A 21535-nucleotide genomic window follows, 5' to 3' on the forward strand; every position below is an offset into this window, starting at 1 on the left:
GGAAGCGCGATCAGCGAAGACGTTGCTTTACCAGGCAGGTTCCGGAAGTCACGCCGAAGTCCCGCGGCCGGCACCCCAGCACGCTAACACCGGCCCGGGGGAGCGGGGCCAGTGGATATCGGGTGCCGCCCGCCCGCCCCGGGCGGGCAGACTGGACCCATGGCGACACCCATGGCGAACCCTCCCGCGCGGCAGCGCCCCCGCATCGGACTCCTCGGCACCGGCCCCTGGGCCGCCCGCACCCACGCGCCGGCGCTCGCCGCCCACGAGGGGGTGGACTTCGCCGGGGTGTGGGGCCGGCGCCCGGAGGCGGCCGCCGAACTGGCCGCGGCCTTCGGCACGCGCGCGTACGAGGACCTGGACCTGCTCCTCGCGGAGTGCGACGCCGTCGCCGTGGCGCTCCCGCCGGACGTCCAGGCCGGCGTCGCCGTCCGCGCGGCCCGGGCCGGCTGCCACCTGCTCCTCGACAAGCCGCTGGCGACGACGGTCACGGCCGCCCGCGAGGTGGTCGAGGCGGCGGAGAAGGCGGGCGTCGCCTCCGTCGTCTTCTGCACCCTGCGCTTCGCCCCCGAGACCGCCCGCTGGATCGAGGAACGGCAGGCCGAGGGCGGCTGGTACGTCGCCGAGGCCCGCTGGCTCGGTTCGCTGTACGGCCCCGGCTCCGACAGCCCCTACGCGGCCTCCCCGTGGCGGCGCGAGAAGGGCGGCCTCTGGGACGTCGGCCCCCACGTCCTCTCCGTCCTCCTCCCGGTCCTCGGCGACGTGACGGCCCTCACGGCGGCGCGGGGCCCGGAGGACACCCACCACCTGATCCTCCGCCACAGCTCGGGCGCGAGCAGCACGGCGACGCTGACCCTGAGCGCACCGCCGGAGGCCGCGGGCGCGGCGATCACCCTCCACGGCACGGCGGGCCGCGCCGACCTCCCCGCGTGGAGCGGCGCGGCCGACGCGTACACCCACGCCGTGGACGCCCTCCTCACAGCAGCCCGCACCGGCACCCCCCACCCCTGCGACGCCCCCTTCGCCCTCCGCCTCACCGAACTCCTGACGGAGGCGGAGACCCGTGCGGAAGCCCTCTGAGGCCGCCGGTCCCGCCGCCCCCGTCCTGCGGAGGCTCACCCCTGCCGATCGGCGGCTCTGGGGGGAGGCTCGCCTCGCGGCTCTGACCGTCTCGCCCGAGGCGTTCACGATGGACTTGGCGGACTGGCGCGCGGGCGGCGAGGAGCGGTGGCAGGCCCGCCTGGACGACCCGACGGCCCTCGCGCTCGTGGCCCTCCTCGCCGGGGACCGCCCGGCCGGTCTGGCGGGCGGGCTCGTCGCCCCCGACGGGGTCCCCGAGCTGCGTTCCCTCTGGGTGGCGCCGGAGGCCCGGGGCCGGGGCCTGGCGACCCGTCTGATCGCAGCCGTGGAGGAGTGGGCCCGGGGGACCGGCGCCCCGGCGATCCGCCTGGCGGTCCTCACCACCAACACCCCGGCCACAGCCCTCTACGAACGCCTCGGCTACCGCCGCACCGGCACCCGCCCCGGCGAACACCTCATGACCAGACCCCTCACGACCGGGCCCCTCACGACCAGACCCCTCACGACCAGACCCCTCACGACCGGGCCCCTCACGACCGGGCCCGGCACGACCGACTAGCCCCGCCCGAGGGCGTCCCGCACCGCCTCCTCCGATCGCCCGACGACGGCGGAGCCGTCCTCCGCGGTGATGATGGGGCGCTGGATGAGCTTCGGGTGGGTGGACAGGGCCTCGATCCAGCGCTCACGGTCCTCCGGCTGCCGCCCCCACTCCTTCAGGCCGAGTTCCTTGGCCACCGTCTCGCCGGTTCGTGTGATGTCCCAGGGCTCCAGGCCCAGCCGCTCCAGGACGTCCCGGATCTCCTCGGTGGAGGGCACGTCCTCCAGGTACTTCCGGACGGTGTACTCGGCTCCCTCCGCGTCGAGCAGGGTGAGGGCGCTGCGGCACTTGGAACAGGCGGGATTGATCCAGATCTCCATCCCCCCAAAGTACCTCCGAACCCCGTCCGACCAGGCCCGATTGTCAGTGGCAGCCACTAAAATAGGAGCTGAAGGCAAGGGCCCCGGGGAGGGCCCCCGCCACCGTTCGCCAGGAGGTAGCCCATGGCAGCAGCCGTGATCCGCAGGCCGTCCATCGAACCCTTCACGCCACTCCTGAAGCAGCCCCTCCCGGCCGGCCGCCCGCGCGAGTGGTACGTCACCCACAACCGCCGCCTGAAGGCCATGCGCCTCGCCATCGCCCTCCTCGACGCCGGTGTCTACATCCCCTCGAAGGCCACCAACACCACCATCCGCACCACCGCCGCCCGCATAGGCATCCACCCGCCCTCCGACACCACCTGCCGCATGGTCCGAGCCCTGATCCGCTACGGCCGCTGAGCCGCGCGAGGCGAGCGCCGGGTCCGCCGTCCCCGGGACTCCCGGGAGCGGCGGACCCGGCAACCCCGCAGCCCAACTGCCCTGTGGTGCACGGAAGGAGATGGGCCGTCACCCCATCCTCGCTACGCCGTTCGGGGCTATTCTTCTGGCATGCTCGGCCGGGATGGTCCCCGGCCCTCAACGGGGAGGCGAGCGTGGCCCATATCGTCGGCGTACACGGCATCGGTTGGTCCTGGCGGTCCCGCGAGGAGATGCACGAGACATGGCACGGGGCCCTGAGCACCGGCCTGCGGAACATCCGGTACGCCGACCCCGCGTCGGTCACGTTCGAAGCGGCCTTCTACGGGCACCTGTACAACGGCGGCACGGGCAAGGCCGGCGGTGACGCGCTCTACACCGCCGCCGACGTGGCCGACGGCTTCGAGTACGAGCTCCTGGAGGCGATGGCCCGGGAGGCGGACCCGGCGGCCTTCGACGAGGAGGGCGAAGGACCGCCCTCCAAGGGCGCCGTCGTGCGCGGCGCGCAGGCGTGCCTCAGCATCCTGGAGAGGACGCCCTTCCTCGGCGGGATGACGGCCTCGGTCATCATCCGCCAGATCAAGCAGGTGCACCGCTACTTCGAGGACGCGGCGCTGGGGGAGGAGATCCGGGGCGAGCTGGAGACGGCGATCCAGGACGACACCCGGGTGGTCCTCGCCCACTCGCTGGGCAGCGTGGCCGCGTACGAGGTGCTCTGGAAGCTCAAGGACGTCCGGATCGACACCCTCGTCACCATGGGCTCGCCGCTCGGGCTGAAGTCCATCCGGCGCCGCCTGGCCCGCTCGGCCGACGCGGAACCGGGCCGCCCGCCGTCCGTGCGCCGCTGGGTGAACGTGGCCGCCGAACAGGACGTCGTCGCCCTGCGCAAGCGCCTCAAGGGCCTGTACGGCGACGACGAGGTCGAGGACTTCGTCGTCACCAACCCCCTGCTCCACATGCACGACTGCACCCGCTACCTCACCAACGTCTGGACCGCCCGCGCGGTCGGGGCAGCTCTTGGGTGAGCGGTGGTTCTTCCTGGCCGGGGAGGGCGAGTACGGCGAGGAGTCCGGCCTGGCGCGACTCGAACACGTCCCGCACGAACTGAGGGAGATGCGCCGCACCCTCCAGAGCCTGGGGATGCGGGAGATCCCCAGGCCCCCGGGGGCCACGGGGGAGCGCGGCCTGCACGAGGTGCGCCCGGAGCTCGGCGCCTGGCTCCAGTCGGTGAGGACCGGTGCGCAGGAGCCGCCGCTGTCGGTGTTCGTGTACTGCACCGGGCACGGCGAGCGGGAGAGCGACGACACGTGGGGCCTGGCCATGCCGGCGCACACGGAGTGGACGACGGCGCTCCTCAAGCCGTCGGACATCATCAACACCCTGCACGGAGGCAAAGGGGACAGGAAGAAGCAACTCTTCGAGCAGGCGGTCGTCGTCCTCGACGCCTGCTACTCCGAGCCCGGCGCGGGCGATGCCATGGAGACCCGTCGGCGTCAGTCCGCCGCCGGCCGCGCCGAGTACGACGTCTGGGTGATCGCCACGGCGCGCAGGGCGCAGCAGGCCCAGCAGCTGGCCTTCGCCCACGCCTTCGCCAAGGCGCTCTCCGGGAGCGACGGCGTGCAGGAGTTCATCGAGCCGTCCGTGCTCGTGGAGCGGATCAACGGGCACCTGCCGACGGACAGCCAGGAAGTGTGGGTGTCCTCGACCGACCGCCGGGGCTGCCGAGTGCTGCCGGATCCGGCGTACATGCCCCGGACCTCCCCCGAGTGGCTCGACCGGGAGCTCGACGAGTGGTCCCACCTCGCGCGCGGCCGGAGCGGGCGGCACCAGCCGGGCTGGTACTTCTCCGGCCGGGCCGACGAGCAGCGGCGGCTCCGCGAGTTCATCGCCGGCGGCGGACCGGCCGGGCCGCTGATCCTCCGGGGCGCGGCCGGAGTCGGCAAGAGCGCACTCCTCGGACACCTGGCCGTGAGCGGGAGGACCGAGTGGCGGCGGCTGCTGCCGCCCGTCGCCCGGCGCGGTCTGATCCTCCCGGACGGGTCGGTGCACGCGCTGGTGACCGCCGAGGACGCCGGTGTGCCGGGCCTGACCTGGCAGATCGCCCGGGCGCTCGGCCTCGACCTGGGCAACGCCCCGACCCCGGACGACCTGTGCGACGCCCTGGAGGACCTGTCTCCCCGAACCGTTCTGGTGGACGACCTCCATCTGGCGAGCGACGACCTCGTGACCGTGGTGAGGGAGCTCCTCGACCCTCTGGCCGAGTACGCGCGCACCACCGTCATCGCCGCGGCCGGCCACGCCCCCGCCGCCGACGAGGCGTGGCAGACCCTCCGGCTGCCGGTGCTCCAGCTCGGCACCGACGAGGAGGACGTCCGCGCCTACGCGCGCGCCCGGGGCGCCGAGGAGATCGCCGACGCCTGCCACGGGCACTTCGGGGCGGCGGTCCACGCGGTCGACGCCTTCCTCGGCACCCCGCGCGGCCAGGACGCCGGCGCGGGCGCGCGGCGCGCGGCGGGAAAGCGGCTGACGTACTTCCACCACAGCCTGCTCGCCGCCCGCGGCCGCGAGGACGACTGGTGCCGAGCGATGCTGGAGCCGGTAAGGGCCGCGGCGGCGGTAGGCCACGAAGCCGGCCTGACGGCCGAACACTGGTCCGCCCTCGCCACATCCGCAGACCGCTCCGGCAGGACGTACACCCCAGAGGAAGCAAGCGAAGCCGCGAACCTCCTGGCCGAAGCGCTGACGAACACCACGGCGACGGACCCCGACCCGAGCGCGGACCCCACCCCCGACTCCGACCCCGCCCCCGCCTGGCGCCTGGCCACCCCCGTTGCGCCGGAGTCGCGGGACCAGGAGTTCGCCGCGGCGGTGCGGGACTGCTTGCCCGTCCGGGCGTCCGGGGAGCCGGGGATCGACTGGACGGCTGATCTGGCGCTTACGGCGCTGTTCGCTTCCGCCGCGCGGCACTTCGAGGAGGCGTTTGTCGCCGAGTTGTCCTCGCCTGCCTTCTGGACCGCGCTGCCGGGTGGGGCCCTCGCCCGGCAGTTGGGTGGGGGAGGGGCGCGGGTGCTGCCGCCCGGGGTCGGGGACGGCGTACGGCGGCAGACGGCCGGACTGCACCCGGCGGAGCGGGCGTTCCAGGTGAAGCTCCACCTGCTCAGGTCCGGGGAGGAGGCGCGTGGTCTGAAGCCGCGCGACCTGGGCGCCGGTGCCGACGTCCTGTGGGCCACGCCCAAGGACGAGGTGCCCGTGCCCGACCTCCTGGCGGTCGCGTCCGGCGCCTCCGGCGACGGTTACGTGGTCACCACCCACGGCGACGCCTCCTTGCGGCTGTGGAACCTGGCGGACGGCGCACCGCTCGACGTGGCGGTGCGGTCGGAGCGGGACGGTATCGCCTCGCACCTGTCGCTCGCCGTCGTCGGCGGCAAGCCCGTCGTCGCGTTCGTCGCGGACGGGGCGGGACTCCTGTGGCGCCCGCTGACGGGCCGGGCCCCCGAACCGCTGCCCGCCCTGGACGGGGCGACGGCCTTCTCGCTGCACACCGACGGCCTGCTCGCCGTCGCCAGGGACACGCGGATCGAGGTCGTCGAGCCGGGCGCCGGCGGGCGGACCAGATCGCTCACCGTGCCCGGGTCCAGCCGCGTCACCCAGGTGTATCTGGCGGGCGGCACCGGCGACGGACGGCTCGTCGCCACCACCGAGTTCGGCACCGTGACCGCGCGCGTCCTGGCCACCGGAGTGACCGCGGTACGACGCCAGCCGCTGCTCATGCCCCTCGCACAGCACGCCGTGGTGTCCTCGACGGGCCGCACCGTGGGCGTGCTCGACCGCCGCGGAGGGCTGTACGTGTGGGACGAGGACCACGGGACGCGCGGACTGGAGATCCCCGCGACCCGCGACGGAACCCTCGCGTTCGCCGTCGACGACAGCCTGGCCGCCGCGGTCGGCGGCGCCCGGAAGCCCTGGCTGTGCCTCCGTCCGCTCATTCCCGCCGAGGAACGGCCCGCCTCCCGGCTGCCGCTGCCGGACCAGCCCGTCGCGCTCGCCTTCGACGCCGACGGCTCCCGCCTGGTCGTGACCGACCTGCGCGGCGTGTTCTGTCTCGACGTCGCCCCGATCCGCCCGATTCACCGCGATCCGACCGATCCGCCCGATCCGCCCCGACCGGCTCCGGCCGGCTCCGACCCCGACCCACCCGGCCCGTCCCCGACGACCGACCGCAGTGAGGAGGCAAGATGACAGCCCTGGACTCCGTCTCGCCACGTGAAGGTGTCACCGGCGCGCTGCTCGCCCTCGACGACATCCTGACGAAACGCGGGGAATCCGCCGTGCGCACGTCCCTCGGCGTCCTGCTCGGACGGCTCCACGCCCAAGGCATCCGGCCCCTGCTGGAGGAAGCCGAGCGGAGGGACCTGCGCGGCATGGCGCTCGGCCTCCCGGACCGGTTCGTGAGCGGCTCCGACCGCACCAGCCTCGAACGGCTCGTCTTCATGCTCCTGGATCCGGACGCCTGCGAGGGCCCGGACGCCGAACTGATCGCGCAACTCCAGAGCGTCGAGGGCCTGGAGGACGACCTCGTCCACCTCTACGAGCGGGCCTACGCCCCCGACAGCGGCCCGTACGACCCCGAGGAGACCCCGGCCACCGAGCACCTGGACGTCACCGTCCTGCGCCCGGAGGCCGACCCGGAGCTGCCGCCCGCGGCCTGGACGGTCCGGCTCGCCCTGGAGGGCAAGGCCGGCGACGACGCCACCGGCCACGACGACACCGTCCGGAAGCTGGCCGGCATCACCAGGAGGTGGCGGTCCGTCACCCCCGCCACCAACAGGGCCTCCGACGGAGCCGCGGAGCCCGTACGGACCCTCCTCCTCCAGCTCGGGATGGACGAGGAGGTCACGGGAGACCCGAAGCCGAGACTGGCGGCCCAGGGCCTGCTGCCGCCGAGCCGCGTCGACGACCCCACGGTGGCGCTGCCCGCCGCGCTGCGGCTCCTCTCCCGCACCCTCGCCGCCCCCGAACTGCCCCACCCCGCGCCCGGCATGTGGGCCGCGGGCGGACTCTCCCCGTCCCACCTCGGCGCGGCGACCCCGTTCGAGTCCCTCAAGCCCGGCGAGGCGCCCCTGCGCGCCGACGCCTGCGGCGGCACGCTCGTCCACCCCGGCCACGGCGGCTGGTTCCGTACCTCCGCCGGGGACGCCACGGCGACCCTCGCGGTCGCGGACCCCGGCCTCACCCTGGCGGGCGCCGCCCGCGCCTACTGGGGCGCCGCCTGGGACGACTGGACGCGGGACTGGCACACCAGCGCCCTGAAGGCCACCGGATGGAGTCTCGACGACTGGTCGCGGACGCGGCTCGACGGGCAGTGGCTTCCCGACGTCCGTACGGACCAGGTCGACAGCCTCGTGGCGATCTTCCACGACGCGGAGCGCAAGGTGGCCGTGCTGGGAGGACCGTCCGGCTCCGGGAAGAGCTGCATCGTCCGGTGCACGGCACGGGCGCTCGCCGAGGCCGGCCGGCGCGTGGTCGTCCTCTCCCCGGACGACCGGGCGTTCCCGAGCGGTGACGTCCTCGCCCGGGTCGTACGGCACGCCCTCGGCAGCCTCGAACCCCAGGAGGAGCCGGGAACCGGCTCCCCCGTCGTCATCCTCGACGACATCCGGCCGATCGGCGAGACGGACGTCGACCGCGTGCTGCGCGCCGTGTCGGCGGAGCTCGGCGTCAGCGTGCTCGCCTGCCTCGGGTACGACATCAACTCGCTCCACGACTGGCAGGCGGCGAACCTCACCGTCGTGCCGTCCATCGTCCGCCCCGCCGCCCTCCTCGACCTGGCCGCACGCGCCCGGGCGATCCACGGGGACGGCGTCGCCGCCAACCCCCGCTTCCTCGACGCGCTGGTACGCCGCTTCCCCCACGACCTCAGCCGCTTCGTCAAGGGCCTGTGCGACTACCGGGGCGGGAACGACAGGCCCGAACGCCTGGACGAGGAACTCCGGCAGGACTTCACCGAACGGCTCGGACTGGGGGCGGACACCCAGGACCTGGCCGCCGCCGTCGCGGCCGTCTCCCTGCTCGGCGGGAACGTGAGCGTCCCCGAGGACGAGCGACCCGCCCTCTCCAAGCTCGGTGCCGCGTCGGACCGGGACCCCGACCGGCTCCGCTTCCCCAGCCCCACGGACTCCCGCACCATCCTGGACGCCTACGCCGGAGAGGCGTACCCCGACGAGGCCACCCGGCCACGCCGCCACGAACTCGTCGCCGAGCTCGCCGCCAAGGAACTCTTCAAGGACCTGGGCGACCACCGCAGCGGGCTCCTGCCCATGCTGCGCGGCGCGCGCCTGTACGACGAGCGCGTCTGCCGCAGCCTCGCCGACCGCCTGCTCCGCCCCGAGCACGAGGCCGACTTCGCCAAGTGGCGCCGGAACGCCTCACCGGTCGACATCGCGCTGGTGCTGCTCGCCATGGACTCCTCGTTCGGCGACAAGCTGATGGGCAAGCTCCTGGACACCTTCGTGGCGCGGCTGCCGCAGGCCACCCTCGGGTCCGGACGCGACCTGCTCGCCGTGATCCGCGCGATCCACCGGCACCGGCACCGCTTCAGCGACTCCCGCTTCGACACCCTCGCCGCCTGGATGGTGGGGCGGTTCGGAGACCTGCTGGACGACAAGCCGAAGCCCGACGACGGCCTGTACAGCGTGCTGGAGCAGCTCAGCCGCTTCCACCACCCCGACCTCGACGAGATCGTGGCCAGACGCGGAGCCGAGACCCTGATCCGCCTCGACCCCGACAAGGCCCTCGACTACCGCACGGTCGGCCGGGTCGAACGCCTGGTGCGCCGCGCGGCCAACGACATCGGCATCCCGAACTACGCCTCCTTCGTCCAGAACGAGACCGAGGTCCGCAAGCTCCTCGACCACGATCCCGATCCCGCGCGCGGCATCGCGCTCTACATCTCGTCCCTCGTCCTGCGGCTGCGGTACGACCCCGACTACGAGGACTGGGAGACCGTCTTCCGCGGCCACGAGGTGGCCATCCGGCAGGCGCTGCGGCAGGCCGACGCGGTGGACCTGCGGTACGCCCTGGTGGACGCCCGGGACTACCGGGTCGGGTTCGTCACCAAGATGCTCAACGACAAGGAGATCAACAAGGGCGAGGGCTTCGGCGTCGCCATCCGCAACGCCCTGCGCACCGCGACCCCGACGGACGCGGCCCTGCTGATCCGGACGACCAGCGAGATCCACGACTACACCGCCCGGCACGCGCTCTACGGCGACCAGGCGGAGCGCCCCGACGCCGTTCTCGCCCGCTCCCTCGCCCAGCAGGTGCGGGACAGCCAGGACCTCAAGGGCGCCGGTCTGCTCCTGTCGGCGACGGCACGGGTCGACGAGCTGTTCCTGACCTAGAAGAAGGGCTTCGGCCAGTACCTCGCCGAGGAGATCGGCAAGGAGTGGGTGATCGACCGGCTCGGGGACGACCCGCGGATCTCCATCCAGTACCACCTGATCAAGGGGATCTGGGAGACCCACGCCTCCTTCCGGGAGGAGTGCCTGGACCAGTTCGTGGACGTCGTCGCCGGGGCGCTGAACCGCTCGATGCGCCCCTGGGGCCCGCAGGCCGCCCTGCTGCTCGGGCAGGACGAGGAGTTCGGGGCGGCCTTCCTGGTGAAGCTGCGCCGGCAGGTGGCCGACAAGAGGCTCTTCGAGGCGATGCGGGAGGCGTCGATCGGGGACGCCCGCCGCTTCTTCCACCAGCTCGGCCGCGCCATGTTCCAAGGGCTGTCGAGCCAGTACGTCAACGAGTACGACGCGGCCGGCTTCGTCGAGAAGATGGCCGCCGTCTCGCCCGCGTCGGCGGCGCTGGCCGCCCGCGAGACCGCCCGGACGCTCGTCGACGGAGGAGTGCCGAAGAGGGACGCCGGACTGTGGGTGCTCCGGAAGGACGGCACCGAGACCCCGGACGCGGTGGGCCGGCGCTGGGCCGCGCAGATCAGCCGCGGAGCCGGCGCGAACCAGCTGACCGAGGTGATGAACGTCCTGGCCGCGCTGAACCGCGACACCGCCGCGGCGGCCCTCGACGACCTGGGGACCAGGACGGTCCCCCGGCGCGGACGCAGGGACAGCCAGCTCCGGGAGAAGGCGCGCCAGGCCGTCTACAGCGACCCCGTCGACGCCGCCCGGCTGCTGACGGCGGTGGAGCGGGTCTCCGCCGGCGCCGGCGTCACGCTCATGCGCGACCTCCAGAGCGAGCGGGGGGCCTGGAACGCCTTCACCAGCGAACTCGCCCACATCCAGCACCCCACCCAGCAGTACGAGGTCGTCCGCCAGCTGGTGGCCCTCGGGCTGCGGCCGGGCGGAGTCCACTCGAACTGGGTGGACAAGCTCCGCGACCGGCACCAGGCGACGGTGCTCCAGGTGACCAGCCCGGCCGCGCTCTGCGACGTCCTGCGGCTGGCCCTGATCTGGGACGTCGGCTGGGCCGCCCGGCTGGCCGCGGACGTCCCCGGGCAGCGACTGGCCCGAAGGCTCGCGTACGCGCGCGTGAAGGACCTGATGCACCTGCCCTCGCTGCTGTCGCTGCTGGTGAGGGCCGATGCCTACGAGCCCGTCCGGTTGCTGCTCGACGAGCTGGAGCGCCTGCCGGCCGCGTCCCTGGTGAGGCGGCTCAACCCGTTCTCCGTCGACGTGCTGCTGGACGTGCTGCTCCGGGTGCGGCCGGACTACGCCCGGCGACTGGCCCCCGCCGTGGCCGAGGCGGTCGACACGCAGATACGGCGCGAGGTGGTGCTCGACGAGGCGAAGCACTGGAACGAGATCGGCTGGATGGCGCACTCCCTGCACCTGATGAAGCAGGACGGGCTGCTCACCCGGCGGGTCCCGAAGCGGAGCCCGAACCCGGCCTACCCGGACGCCTCCGTCTGGGGCGCGATGTGGCTCCCCCGCCAGGACTGGACCCGGGAGATCCTGGGCGGCGCGGCCGACCGCGTCGTGAGGCCGACGGTCTCCGGCGGCCGGCGGGTCTTCGTCGCCTACGCCTACGCGTCGGCCGAGGGCCGCACCGCCGAGCTGCGCTCCCCGGACGGCTCCTGGCCCCGGCTCGGCCGGTGCAGCGCCCGTAAGGTCGCCACCCTCCAGGGGATGGCCGAGAGGGACCCGGCCCTGCGCTCCGCGCTGCTCTCCCAGCGGGCCCAGCTGACGGCGGAGCTGGACAGGCCCGTGGCCCAGGTGGACGCGTACGCGAAGACGGCCCGCGCGTGGTTCGCCCCCGGCATCCGGCCCGCCCGGCGGGCGTAGACGGCCCGGGAGCGCGCAAAGGTGAGGGCCACCCCCTGGGGGGTGGCCCTCACCTTCACGTCAGACCGTGGTCCCGCGATTTAGAGGTCGTAGTAGAGCTCGAACTCGTGCGGGTGCGGGCGGAGCTGGATCGGGGCGATCTCGTTGGTCCGCTTGTAGTCGATCCAGGTCTCGATCAGGTCGGAGGTGAAGACGCCGCCGGCCTGGAGGTACTCGTTGTCCTCCTCCAGGGCCTTGAGCACGGCCTCCAGGTTGGTCGGGACCTGCGGGACGCTCGCGTGCTCCTCGGGGGCGAGCTCGTACAGGTCCTTGTCGATCGGCTCCATGGGCTCGATCTTGTTCTTGACGCCGTCGAGGCCCGCGAGGAGGAGGGCGGAGAAGGCGAGGTACGGGTTCGAGGACGGGTCCGGCGCGCGGAACTCGACGCGCTTGGCCTTCGGGTTCGAGCCCGTGATCGGGATGCGCATGGCGGCGGAGCGGTTGCGCTGCGAGTAGACCAGGTTGACCGGCGCCTCGAAGCCCGGGACCAGGCGGTGGTAGGAGTTCACCGTCGGGTTGGTGAAGGCGAGCAGCGACGGGGCGTGCTTGAGGATGCCGCCGATGTAGTAGCGGGCGGTGTCCGAGAGACCCGCGTAGCCGGCCTCGTCGTAGAACAGCGGGTCGCCGTTGGACCAGAGCGACTGGTGGACGTGCATGCCCGAGCCGTTGTCGCCGAAGATCGGCTTCGGCATGAAGGTCGCGGACTTGCCGTTCCGCCAGGCGACGTTCTTGATGATGTACTTGAACAGCATCAGGTCGTCGGCCGAGGCGAGCAGCGTGTTGAACTTGTAGTTGATCTCGGCCTGGCCGGCGGTGCCGACCTCGTGGTGCTGGCGCTCGACCTGGAGGCCGACCTTCTCCAGCTCCAGGGACATCTCGGAGCGCAGGTCGGCGAAGTGGTCGACCGGCGGGGCCGGGAAGTAGCCGCCCTTGTAGCGGACCTTGTAGCCGCGGTTGTTCTCCTCCGCACCGGTGTTCCAGGCGCCGGCCTCGGAGTCGATGTGGTAGAAGCCCTGGTTCGCGGAGGTCTCGAAGCGGACCGAGTCGAAGACGTAGAACTCGGCCTCGGGGCCGAAGTACGCGGTGTCGGCGATGCCGGTGGAGGCGAGGTACGCCTCCGCCTTCTTCGCGATGTTCCGCGGGTCACGGCTGTACGCCTCGCCCGTGATCGGGTCGTGGATGAAGAAGTTGATGTTGAGCGTCTTGTCGCGGCGGAACGGGTCCAGACGCGCCGTCGACAGGTCCGCGCGCAGCGACATGTCGGACTCGTGGATGGCCTGGAAGCCGCGGATCGACGAGCCGTCGAAGGCCAGCTCCTCGGACGGGTCGAAGGCCGTCGCAGGGATCGAGAAGTGCTGCATCACGCCGGGAAGGTCGCAGAAGCGGACGTCGACCATCTTGACGTCCTCGTCCTTGATGAACTTCGCGACCTCTTCGGCGTTCTGGAACCCGTGCTTGGACATCCAACTCCTCCTACTCCCGGCCCGGGGAGGGGCGGGGTTGCAGCTCGGTGATGCGGCCAGTGCGGTGGCGCACGCTCGAACCCGACCCTAGGCAGTCGGGATTTCTCAAGCATGACCCATTTGTTTCGTCGAAGTTAACCGGGGCGGGTGGCGGCCCTCCGTGTCGCGCCCCATCCGCACCCGGACCGAAGTGATCGAAAACGGGCGCAGTACGGTGGTCGGGTGGACAACAGGCAAGCACTCGGATCGTGGCTCTCCGGCCCCCGTGCCGCGGCGGAGCAAGCAGGCGTGGACTTCGGCTACCGGGGGCGGCAGCTGGGCCTCCCCGAGGAGGGACCCGGCTCCATCGCCCGCCCCGGGGCGCGACTCGGCGCGCTCGCCGTGGACTGGGGCCTCTGCCTGGTGATCGCATACGGTCTCCTCACCGACGGCTACAACCAGGCGACGGCCAACTGGGCCCTGCTCATCCTGTTCGTCCTGAACGCCCTGACCGTCGGCACCGTCGGCGCCACCCCGGGCAAGCTCCTCTTCCGCCTGCGGGCCGTCTCGGTCCACGGGGGCCGGCTCACCCTGCCGCGCGCGGTGCTCCGCGCCGCCCTCACCTGCCTGGCGATCCCCGCCCTGATCTGGGACCGGGACGGCCGCGGCCTCCACGACCGCCTCTCCGGCGCGGTCCAGATCCGGATCTGAACCCCCGGACACAGGGTTCCTGAGCACAAAGGGCGGCGCCCCGGACCTCGCAGGTCCGGGGCGCCGCCCTTCATCCGTCTCGGTGCGCGTCAGCGCATCTTCCCGCCGCGCGGCATCTTCATGCCCTTGGGCATCGGGCCCTTGGGGAGGGGCATGTTGGACATGAGGTCACCCATCGCCCGAAGTCGGTCGTTGGCCGCCGTCACCTGGGGGCCGCTGAGCAGCCGGGGCAGCTTCAGCATCTTGGTGCGGACCTTCTTGAGCGGGACCTGGCCCTCGTCCTCGTCGTTGCCGACGACGATGTCCGTCACCGGTACGTCGACCAGGATGCGGGCCATCTTCTTCTTCTCGGCGGCGAGGAGGGGCCTCAGCCGGTTCGGGTTGCCCTCGCCGACCAGGACGATGCCCTGGCGGCCGACCGCCCGGTGCACGACGTCCTGGCTGCGGTTCATCGCGACCGCCGGGGTCACCGTCCAGCCGCGCCCGATGTTCTGCAGCACCGCCGCGGCCGCGCCCGGCTGGCCCTCCATCTGCCCGAAGGCCGCCCGCTCGGCGCGCCGTCCGAAGACGACGGCCATCGCGAGCAGCGCCAGGACGAAGCCCAGGATGCCCAGGTAGACCGGGTGTCCGATCAGGAAGCCGATACCGAGGAGGACACCGAGTACGACGATGCCCACGCCGGCCACGACGAGCCCGACCTTGGGGTCGGCCTTCCGGGTCATCTTGTACGTGAGGGCGATCTGCTTCAGTCGCCCGGGGTTCGCGGCGTCAGCGCCGCCCGTGTTTGCCTTCCTCGCCATGTCCTGAAGTCTACGTGGCCCTCGACGTCCGGCCAGACGCGGCCTCCAGGACATGCTGGGCCTCGACGCGGTCCTTGGCGCGGCGGCGGTCCTCCAGGACGGAGGTCCAGGCGTTGCGGCGGGCGGTGCGCTGCCCGGCGCCCAGGAACAGGGCCTCGACGGCCCGCAGGGCTCCGGTGACGGACGGAAGGGCACTGACGCGGACGTGCGTCGACGCGGCCGGCATGAGGGGTCCTCTCTCGCGTGCGGATGAGACGAGGTGGGGGAGTGAGCGGGTGGTGGCGGTGTGTGGATCCATGCTCACAGATCGGTGTTACCAGGGCATGACCCGGCGGTCAAACACTGATGAAACGCTGATGCGGGACGCCCGTACGGCGGAGCGGCCCGTACCGCCCCGCTGAACTGCGGGGCCGTACGGGCCGCTCTCCGGCAGACGTTACCGACCGGTAACGTCCTGTGCCGCGACTCACACCGCCTGGACGGCCTCCACCGTCGTCCCGCGCTTCTCGATCGCCTGCTGGTACAGGCGGCCGGCGCGGTACGAGGAGCGGACCAGCGGGCCCGACATGACACCGGAGAAGCCGATCTCGTCGGCCTCGTCCTTCAGCTCCACGAACTCCTGCGGCTTCACCCAGCGCTCCACCGGGTGGTGGCGGAGCGAGGGGCGCAGGTACTGGGTGATCGTGATGAGCTCGCAGCCGGCGTCGTGCAGCTGCCGGAGCGCCTCGCTGACCTCCTCGCGGGTCTCGCCCATGCCGAGGATCAGGTTGGACTTCGTGACCAGACCGTAGTCACGGGCCCGGGTGATGACGTCCAGCGAGCGCTCGTAGCGGAAGCCGGGGCGGATCCGCTTGAAGATCCGCGGGACGGTCTCCACGTTGTGCGCGAAGACCTCGGGGCGGGAGGCGAAGACCTCCGCGAGGAGTTCCGGCACCGCGTTGAAGTCGGGGGCGAGCAGCTCGACCTTCGTGCGCCCGTCGGCGCGCTCGGCGGTCTGCTGGTGGATCTGGCGCACGGTCTCCGCGTACAGCCAGGCGCCGCCGTCCTCCAGGTCGTCGCGGGCGACGCCGGTGATGGTGGCGTAGTTCAGGTCCATCGTGACGACGGACTCGCCCACGCGGCGCGGCTCGTCCCGGTCCAGCGCCTCCGGCTTGCCGGTGTCGATCTGGCAGAAGTCGCAGCGCCGGGTGCACTGGTCACCGCCGATGAGGAAGGTGGCCTCGCGGTCCTCCCAGCACTCGAAGATGTTGGGGCAGCCCGCCTCCTGGCACACCGTGTGCAGGCCCTCGCTCTTCACGAGGCTCTGCATCTTGGTGTACTCGGGCCCCATCTTGGCGCGGGTCTTGATCCACTCGGGCTTGCGCTCGATGGGGGTCTGGGCGTTCCGGACCTCCAGGCGCAGCATCTTGCGTCCGTCGGGTGCGACTGCGGACACATCGGCTCCTGTAGCTTCGATTCTTCGGCGCACACCAGGGTACGCCCGTTGCTTCCATGCCTTGCTACGTCTGGCCAACCCGTGGCCAGAGCCAGGCATTCCTAGGCCGAGGCCCGTTCCGTCTCGCGTGCGATCTCGCGGGGCCTGAGCTCCGCGTTCTCCAGCACGTCCCGCAGGTGCCGCTCGGCCACCGGCAGGACGTCCTCGATCGTGAGGTCCCGCCCCAGCTCGTTGGCGAGCGAGGTCACGCCCGCGTCGCGGATGCCGCACGGGATGATCCGGTCGAACCAGGCGTTGTCCGGGTTCACGTTGAGGGCGAAGCCGTGCATCGTGACGCCCTTGGCGACCCGGATGCCGATGGCGGCGAGCTTGCGGTCCTCGCGGCGCTGGCCGGCGTTGGAGGGGGCGTACTCGGGGCCGTTCAAGCGCGGGTCGAACTCGTCGTCCGTCAGCCGCGGGTCGAAGTCCAGCGAGAGCCCGCCCAGCGAGGGCCGCTGCTCCACCGGGTCGCCCAGCACCCAGACGCCGCTGCGCCCCTCGACGCGGGTGGTCGCCACGCCGAACTCGGCGGCGGTGCGGATCAGCGCCTCCTCCAGCCGGCGCACGTGCGCGACCACGTCCACCGGGCGGGGCAGCTTGAGGATCGGGTAGCCGACCAGCTGGCCGGGGCCGTGCCAGGTGATCTTGCCGCCGCGGTCGACGTCGACGACCGGGGTCCCGTCGAGCGGGCGCTCGCTCTCCGCCGTGCGCCGCCCGGCCGTGTAGACCGGCGGGTGCTCCAGGAGCAGACAGGTGTCGCCGGTCTCGTCGGCGAACCGCGCGGCGTGCACCTCGCGCTGCTTGTCCCAGGCCGCCTGGTACTCGACGGCGTCCTCGCCGAAGCCCAGGCGGACGAATTGCAGCTCACTCACGGCCATGCCTCCTCCTGGGTGCCCGCGGCCGGGTTCCGGGGATCGTCCCGGGGCGGGAGCCGGCCCGGCACCCTGCGTCATACGCGCCCCTGCCACTGTACGGCGACACGCCCGGGAACCCTCGGGCAGGTGGAGGCCGCATCCCGGGCCCCCGGGGGGTGGGGTCCGGTCAGCGTGGAGCGACAACGGGGGTTCTGGTTCCTCACACGATCGGATGAATGTGGGGCGAAGCTGGCGGTACGGGCCGGGATGACCGCTACATTCACGCCGTTCCATGAGGGTCGAAACGGGCTGCCACCTGCGCCCGGAAGGCAGGAGACCGCACAGCCGATGACGGAACGACCACCGCAGCGCGTCCCGAACCGCCAGCTCGCCGCGCTCATCGCCGAGGCCGGGTTCTCCAACGCCGGGCTCGCCAGGAGGGTGGACCAGCTGGGCCTGGAGCACGGGCTCGATCTGCGGTACGACAAGACCTCCGTGACCCGGTGGCTGCGCGGCCAGCAGCCGCGCGGCACCACCCCCGCCCTCATCGCCGAGGTCTTCACCCGCCGCCTCGGCCGCCGGCTCACCGCCCAGGACCTCGGGCTCGACGCCTGCGCGCCGGTCTACGCGGGCCTGGAGTTCGCCGCCACCCCCGAGGAGGCCGTCGACATCGTCAGCGGGCTCTGGCGCAAGGACTCCGGCAGCCACGCCGAGCTCCGCAAGATCGCCTTCACCCCGGCCGGTCTCGTCGTGCCCAGCCGCGACTGGCTCATCGGCCGCGCCGACGAAAGGGTCGCCCGCGGCGAGCCCGCGCCCGCGCCGGCCGTCCGCCCCGCCGGGCCCGTCCTGCCGGTCAGGCAGTCCCTCACCGATCCCCGCGTGCCCCCGCAGGGCCGCTTCTCCGTCCCCCGCCAGCGCGGCACGGAGCGGGGCCCCGGCCAGCGCGTTACCGGCGGCGACATCGCCGCCCTCCGCTCCGTCGGCGACCTCTTCCGCACCCTCGACCACGCCTACGGCGGCGGCCACGCCCGCCAGGCCCTCGTCCGCTACCTGGAGCACGAGGCCGAGCCCATGCTCCGCGGCACCTACGGCGAGGCCACCGGCAGGCGCCTCTTCGCCGCCGCCGCCGACCTCACCCGGCTCGCCGGCTGGACCTCGTACGACATCGCCGCCCACGGCCTCGCCCAGCGCTACTTCGTCCAGGCGCTGCGCCTCGCCCAGGCGGCCGGGGACCGGGCCTACGGCTCGTACGTGCTCCTCACCATGAGCTGCCAGGCCGTCTACCTCGGCCACGGGCGCGAGGCCGTCCAGCTCGCCCGCGTCGCCCAGCAGGGTGTCGGGCCCGCCGCCCCGCCCGTCGTCCAGGCCATGCTGCACGCCGTCGAGGCCCGCGGCCACGCCGTCCTCTCCGAGGCCGGCGCGTGCAGCGCCGCCCTCGTCCGCGCCGAGCGGGCCCTGGAGTCCGCCCGGCCCGGCGACGAGGTGCCCTACTGGGCCCGCGCCTTCGACGAGGCCCAGCTCGCCGACGAGCTCGGCCACTGCCACCGCGACCTCCAGCAGTACCGCCCCGCCGCCCAGCACGCCGAACGGGCCCTCCAGCTCCGCGCCCCCGGCTACGCCCGCAGCCGCCTCTTCTGCCGGGTCGTCCTCGCCACCGCCCGCCTCGCCCTCGGCGAGCTGGACCAGGCGTGCGCGCTCGGCGCCGAGGCCGCCCAGCAGGCCGCCGAGATGCGCTCCGCCCGCGCGATCGAGTACGTCCGCGACTTCGAGCGGCGCCTGGAGCCCTACCGCGACGCCCCGCCCGTCCGCACCTACCGCGACCGCGTGGCCGCCCTCGGCTGACCGGCGGCCCCCGGGCCGGTCAGGCCGCCGCCTCCTCCTCCGCCTCCTCCAGGACCGGCGGACACAGGCCCAGGTCCGCCAGGACGGCGCCGGCGGCCCGGTCGCCGGAGGCCAGCGTGGAGCGCAGGGTGCCCGCCGCGCGGTGGTCGCCGCACACGTACAGGCCCGCGAGCAGCCGCACCGAGCGGCACGGGTCGTGCGCCGGGGGAGTGGCCAGCACCGCGTCCCGGGTGTGGTGCAGGGCCAGCAGCTCCCACTCGTCCGTGGAGGTCCCGTACAGCGCCGCCAGGTGCTTGCGGACCCGCCGCTCGGTGTCGTCCGGCGGCGTCCCGAGCACCGTCGAGGTGATCAGCGGCCGTCCCGCCGGCGCCCGCGTCGGGTCCACCGCGCTCATCACCGCTGTGTGCGCCACCGGCCCGCCCGGGTCCGATTCGAGGAGCAGCGTCGGGTCCGCCGTCGGCGCCACCGGCGCCGTGTGGTGCAGCACCGTCACCGGGTGGTACGCCGGGACCCGCAGGCCCGGCAGCAGTTCGGCCGCCGTCCGCGCACCCGTCGCCAGGACCACCGCCCGGCAGCCGACCGTCCCGTGCTCCGCCGTCACCACCCGGGCCGCCGACACCTCCGTGACCCGGACGCCGGTCCGCACCGTGCCCGGCGGCAGCAGCGCCGCCAGCCGCTCCGGGAGGGCCGCGGACCCGCCCTCCGGCACCGACACCCGGCCCCGCGCGAAGGCCCGCAGCGCCAGGTCCGCCCGCCGGCTGGACGAGGCCAGGTCCGGATCGGCGAGGAGCGCCGCGAGCAGCGGCCGCAGCACCGTCTGCACGGTCCGGGCCGGCAGCCGGCCCGACAGCGCCTCCCGCGCGGTCCGCTCCGGCCGGGCGAGCAGCCGCTGCGTCGGCGTCGCCGCCAGCCGCACCAGCGAGGCGCCGAGCCGCGCCTGGTCCAGCGAGGCCGCCGGATGCCGGGGGGCGCTCGCGAGGGCGCGTGCCACGGTGAACGCGCCCCTGCGGGCGCGCGGGTGCGGGGCGCCCCAGCGCGCGTACCGCCCGTCGGAGTGGATCAGCACCCCGGGCGCGAAGGGGCGCGGCACGACGCCGTCGAGGCCGGGCAGGGCCCGCAGCTCCTCCGGCGCGAGGGTGAGCAGCCGGCCCACCCGGTCGAGCCGGAAGCCGTCGGCCGTGGCGGTGGCGTGCCGGCCGCCGACGAACGGCTCGGCCTCCAGGACGGCGACCGAGAGCCCCGCCCCGGTCAGCCGCCGGGCCGCCGTGAGCCCCGCGATCCCGGCGCCCACGACGACGACGTCCACGTCCCCCGGCCCGCCGGCGTCCCCGTGCGCCGCCGTCCGGGGCCGCGGAACGGCCGTGCCCCGCGCGGCCTCCGGCACGGAGGTGGCCTCCGTGGCGTCGTCCGCGTGCTGTGCCTGCTGTGCGGTGCGTGCGGTACTGAGCACGTGCCCCTCCCCAGGTCTGCGCCGCCTGTTGGTGGCCTATGCCCCCAACGGGCCCCCGGAATGCCCGAGTTCGCGATCCGTGTCGACTGGTGGCCACCGAGGGTAGGCAGCGCTCCCACGACGGGGGGCCCGCGCGCGGCGGGCTTGCCGGAGCACGGGGGAGCGCAGGGAGCGCAGAGGGCCCGCTCAGCGGGGTGCGGCGGCCCGGATCGACGCGTCGATGGTGGGGAAGGCGAAGGTGAAGCCGGAGGAGAGCAGCCGCTCCGGGAGCACCCGCTGGCTGCCGAGGACGTCCTGCGCGAAGTCCCCGAGGACCAGCCGCAGGGCGGGCGCGGGGACCGGGAAGGGGGTCGGGCGGCGCAGCACCCGGCCCATGGCCGCGGTGACCTCCCGGTTGGTGACCGGTTCGGGGGCCGTCAGGTTCACCGGGCCGGAGAGCGAGGGGGTGTCGATCAGGTGCCGCAGGGCGGCGACCTCGTCGTGGAGCGCGATGAAGGACCAGTACTGGCTTCCGTCGCCCATCCGTCCGCCGAGTCCGGCCCGGAAGACGGGGAAGAGCCGTCCCCACGCGCCGCCCTGACGGGCCACCACCAGGCCGGTGCGGGCGTACGTCACCCGGATCCCGGCCTTTTCGGCGGGCGCCGCGGCGGCCTCCCACTCCACGCACACCGAGGGCAGGAAGCCGGTGCCGGCCGGGGCGCTCTCGTCCACCGCGCGGCTGCCGGTGTCCCCGTACCAGCCGAGGGCGGTGCCGCACACCAGCGCCTTCGGCGGCTCGGCGAGCCCGGCGAGGGCCTGCGCGATCGCGGTGGTGCCGAGGACCCGGCTGTCGCGGATCTCCCGCTTGTACGCCTCGTTCCACCGGCGCTCGCCGACGCCGGCGCCCGCCAGGTGCACGACCGCGTCGACGCCGACGAGACCGGCGGAGTCCACGTACAGCCGCTTCGGGTCCCACTCGACCTCGTCCGCCGTCCGGGCGGGCCGGCGCACGAGCCGGAGCACGTCGTGCCCGTCGGCACGCAGGGAGCGGACGAGGGCGGCCCCGATGAGCCCGGAGGCCCCGGTGACGGCGACACGCTGACGAAGGGCAGAAGGCTGCATGCCCCCCATCCTGCCCCCTCCCCACCCCCCACCCACCGCCAGCCACCCTTCCCACCGGCGGGTGCCCGCCTCTCCCGCCCGCCCGTGCCCGCGCTTCGGCTGCCCCGGGGTGCCGGGGGC

At 73.7% G+C, this 21535-nt stretch carries 17 protein-coding genes; 9 read left to right on the forward strand and 8 right to left on the reverse strand.

The window, feature by feature from the left end:
• The first annotated feature begins 159 nt into the window (after positions 1-159).
• Together ACFXMG_RS08620 and ACFXMG_RS08625 are read left to right on the forward strand one after the other, a co-directional pair.
• Positions 160-1080: a Gfo/Idh/MocA family protein gene (locus ACFXMG_RS08620; RefSeq protein ID WP_383827853.1), complete on the forward strand. Its 921-nt coding sequence runs from the start codon at positions 160-162 to the stop codon at positions 1078-1080.
• Complete coding sequence (locus tag ACFXMG_RS08625) at positions 1064-1639, forward strand: GNAT family N-acetyltransferase (RefSeq protein WP_383827851.1); 576 nt, start codon at positions 1064-1066, stop codon at positions 1637-1639. The genes ACFXMG_RS08620 and ACFXMG_RS08625 overlap by 17 nt, the downstream gene beginning before the upstream one ends.
• On the opposite strand, the gene ACFXMG_RS08630 is transcribed toward ACFXMG_RS08625, so the two are convergent.
• The gene (locus ACFXMG_RS08630) at positions 1636-1998 is read right to left on the reverse strand and encodes an arsenate reductase family protein (protein ID WP_383827849.1); all 363 of its coding nucleotides are present in this window, start codon (positions 1996-1998) and stop codon (positions 1636-1638) included. The two genes, ACFXMG_RS08625 and ACFXMG_RS08630, sit on opposite strands and share 4 nt — an antisense overlap.
• 123 nt (positions 1999-2121) lie before the next feature.
• On the opposite strand from ACFXMG_RS08630, the gene ACFXMG_RS08635 reads away from it, so the two are divergent.
• The 5 genes from ACFXMG_RS08635 to ACFXMG_RS08655 all read left to right on the forward strand — a co-directional run bounded on the left by ACFXMG_RS08635 (position 2122) and on the right by ACFXMG_RS08655 (position 11702).
• Positions 2122-2397, forward strand: a complete 276-nt coding sequence (locus ACFXMG_RS08635) for a hypothetical protein (protein ID WP_383827847.1) — start codon at positions 2122-2124, stop codon at positions 2395-2397.
• A gap of 194 nt (positions 2398-2591) precedes the next feature.
• Positions 2592-3440 carry a hypothetical protein gene (locus ACFXMG_RS08640; protein WP_383827845.1) on the forward strand — a complete coding sequence of 283 codons (849 nt, stop codon included), beginning with the start codon at positions 2592-2594 and terminating at the stop codon, positions 3438-3440.
• On the forward strand, positions 3433-6654 hold the full coding sequence (locus tag ACFXMG_RS08645) for a hypothetical protein (protein WP_383827843.1): 3222 nt from the start codon (positions 3433-3435) through the stop codon (positions 6652-6654). Before ACFXMG_RS08640 ends, ACFXMG_RS08645 begins: the two co-directional genes overlap by 8 nt.
• Positions 6651-9815, forward strand: a complete 3165-nt coding sequence (locus ACFXMG_RS08650; RefSeq protein WP_383827841.1) for an AAA family ATPase — start codon at positions 6651-6653, stop codon at positions 9813-9815. The genes ACFXMG_RS08645 and ACFXMG_RS08650 overlap by 4 nt, the downstream gene beginning before the upstream one ends.
• Positions 9816-9863: 48 nt before the next feature.
• The gene (locus ACFXMG_RS08655; RefSeq protein WP_383827839.1) at positions 9864-11702 is read left to right on the forward strand and encodes a hypothetical protein; all 1839 of its coding nucleotides are present in this window, start codon (positions 9864-9866) and stop codon (positions 11700-11702) included.
• An 80-nt stretch (positions 11703-11782) separates the two neighbouring features.
• Here ACFXMG_RS08655 and glnA read toward each other — a convergent pair whose 3' ends face one another.
• The gene (gene glnA, locus ACFXMG_RS08660) at positions 11783-13204 is read right to left on the reverse strand and encodes a type I glutamate--ammonia ligase (RefSeq protein ID WP_189850283.1); all 1422 of its coding nucleotides are present in this window, start codon (positions 13202-13204) and stop codon (positions 11783-11785) included.
• A gap of 222 nt (positions 13205-13426) precedes the next feature.
• On the opposite strand from glnA, the gene ACFXMG_RS08665 reads away from it, so the two are divergent.
• Positions 13427-13894, forward strand: a complete 468-nt coding sequence (locus tag ACFXMG_RS08665) for an RDD family protein (protein ID WP_383827837.1) — start codon at positions 13427-13429, stop codon at positions 13892-13894.
• Between the two features lie 89 nt (positions 13895-13983).
• Here the strand turns inward: ACFXMG_RS08665 and ACFXMG_RS08670 are convergent, their stop codons facing one another.
• The 4 genes from ACFXMG_RS08670 to lipB all read right to left on the reverse strand — a co-directional run bounded on the left by ACFXMG_RS08670 (position 13984) and on the right by lipB (position 17040).
• Positions 13984-14694, reverse strand: coding sequence for a DUF4191 domain-containing protein (locus ACFXMG_RS08670; RefSeq protein ID WP_383829967.1), 711 nt, complete (start codon positions 14692-14694; stop codon positions 13984-13986).
• Between the two features lie 10 nt (positions 14695-14704).
• On the reverse strand, positions 14705-14920 hold the full coding sequence (locus tag ACFXMG_RS08675) for a hypothetical protein (RefSeq protein ID WP_383829964.1): 216 nt from the start codon (positions 14918-14920) through the stop codon (positions 14705-14707).
• 240 nt (positions 14921-15160) lie between these two features.
• Positions 15161-16129: a lipoyl synthase gene (gene lipA, locus ACFXMG_RS08680; protein WP_383829961.1), complete on the reverse strand. Its 969-nt coding sequence runs from the start codon at positions 16127-16129 to the stop codon at positions 15161-15163.
• A gap of 101 nt (positions 16130-16230) precedes the next feature.
• The gene (gene lipB / locus ACFXMG_RS08685; RefSeq protein ID WP_383829958.1) at positions 16231-17040 is read right to left on the reverse strand and encodes a lipoyl(octanoyl) transferase LipB; all 810 of its coding nucleotides are present in this window, start codon (positions 17038-17040) and stop codon (positions 16231-16233) included.
• A gap of 330 nt (positions 17041-17370) precedes the next feature.
• Here lipB and ACFXMG_RS08690 point away from each other — a divergent pair, with 330 nt between their 5' ends.
• Entirely contained in the window at positions 17371-18864 is a 1494-nt protein-coding gene (locus tag ACFXMG_RS08690; protein WP_383829955.1) for a regulator, read from the forward strand.
• Between the two features lie 19 nt (positions 18865-18883).
• Here the strand turns inward: ACFXMG_RS08690 and ACFXMG_RS08695 are convergent, their stop codons facing one another.
• Both ACFXMG_RS08695 and ACFXMG_RS08700 read right to left on the reverse strand, forming a co-directional pair.
• Entirely contained in the window at positions 18884-20170 is a 1287-nt protein-coding gene (locus tag ACFXMG_RS08695; RefSeq protein ID WP_383829973.1) for an NAD(P)/FAD-dependent oxidoreductase, read from the reverse strand.
• A gap of 330 nt (positions 20171-20500) precedes the next feature.
• Complete coding sequence (locus ACFXMG_RS08700) at positions 20501-21424, reverse strand: TIGR01777 family oxidoreductase (RefSeq protein WP_383829952.1); 924 nt, start codon at positions 21422-21424, stop codon at positions 20501-20503.
• Positions 21425-21535: the final 111 nt, after the last annotated feature.

The organism is Streptomyces sp. NPDC059201, assembly GCF_042754585.1.
In the GTDB taxonomy this organism is placed as follows: domain Bacteria; phylum Actinomycetota; class Actinomycetes; order Streptomycetales; family Streptomycetaceae; genus Streptomyces.

Coding starts and splice junctions, on each gene's coding strand:
- ACFXMG_RS08620 (WP_383827853.1), top strand. CDS start 160: ATGGCGACACCCATGGCGAACCCTCCCGCGCGGCAGCGCCCCCGCATC.
- ACFXMG_RS08630 (WP_383827849.1), bottom strand. CDS start 1,998: ATGGAGATCTGGATCAATCCCGCCTGTTCCAAGTGCCGCAGCGCCCTC.
- ACFXMG_RS08635 (WP_383827847.1), top strand. CDS start 2,122: ATGGCAGCAGCCGTGATCCGCAGGCCGTCCATCGAACCCTTCACGCCA.
- ACFXMG_RS08650 (WP_383827841.1), top strand. CDS start 6,651: ATGACAGCCCTGGACTCCGTCTCGCCACGTGAAGGTGTCACCGGCGCG.
- glnA (WP_189850283.1), bottom strand. CDS start 13,204: ATGTCCAAGCACGGGTTCCAGAACGCCGAAGAGGTCGCGAAGTTCATC.
- ACFXMG_RS08670 (WP_383829967.1), bottom strand. CDS start 14,694: ATGGCGAGGAAGGCAAACACGGGCGGCGCTGACGCCGCGAACCCCGGG.
- ACFXMG_RS08675 (WP_383829964.1), bottom strand. CDS start 14,920: ATGCCGGCCGCGTCGACGCACGTCCGCGTCAGTGCCCTTCCGTCCGTC.
- ACFXMG_RS08690 (WP_383829955.1), top strand. CDS start 17,371: ATGACGGAACGACCACCGCAGCGCGTCCCGAACCGCCAGCTCGCCGCG.
- ACFXMG_RS08700 (WP_383829952.1), bottom strand. CDS start 21,424: ATGGGGGGCATGCAGCCTTCTGCCCTTCGTCAGCGTGTCGCCGTCACC.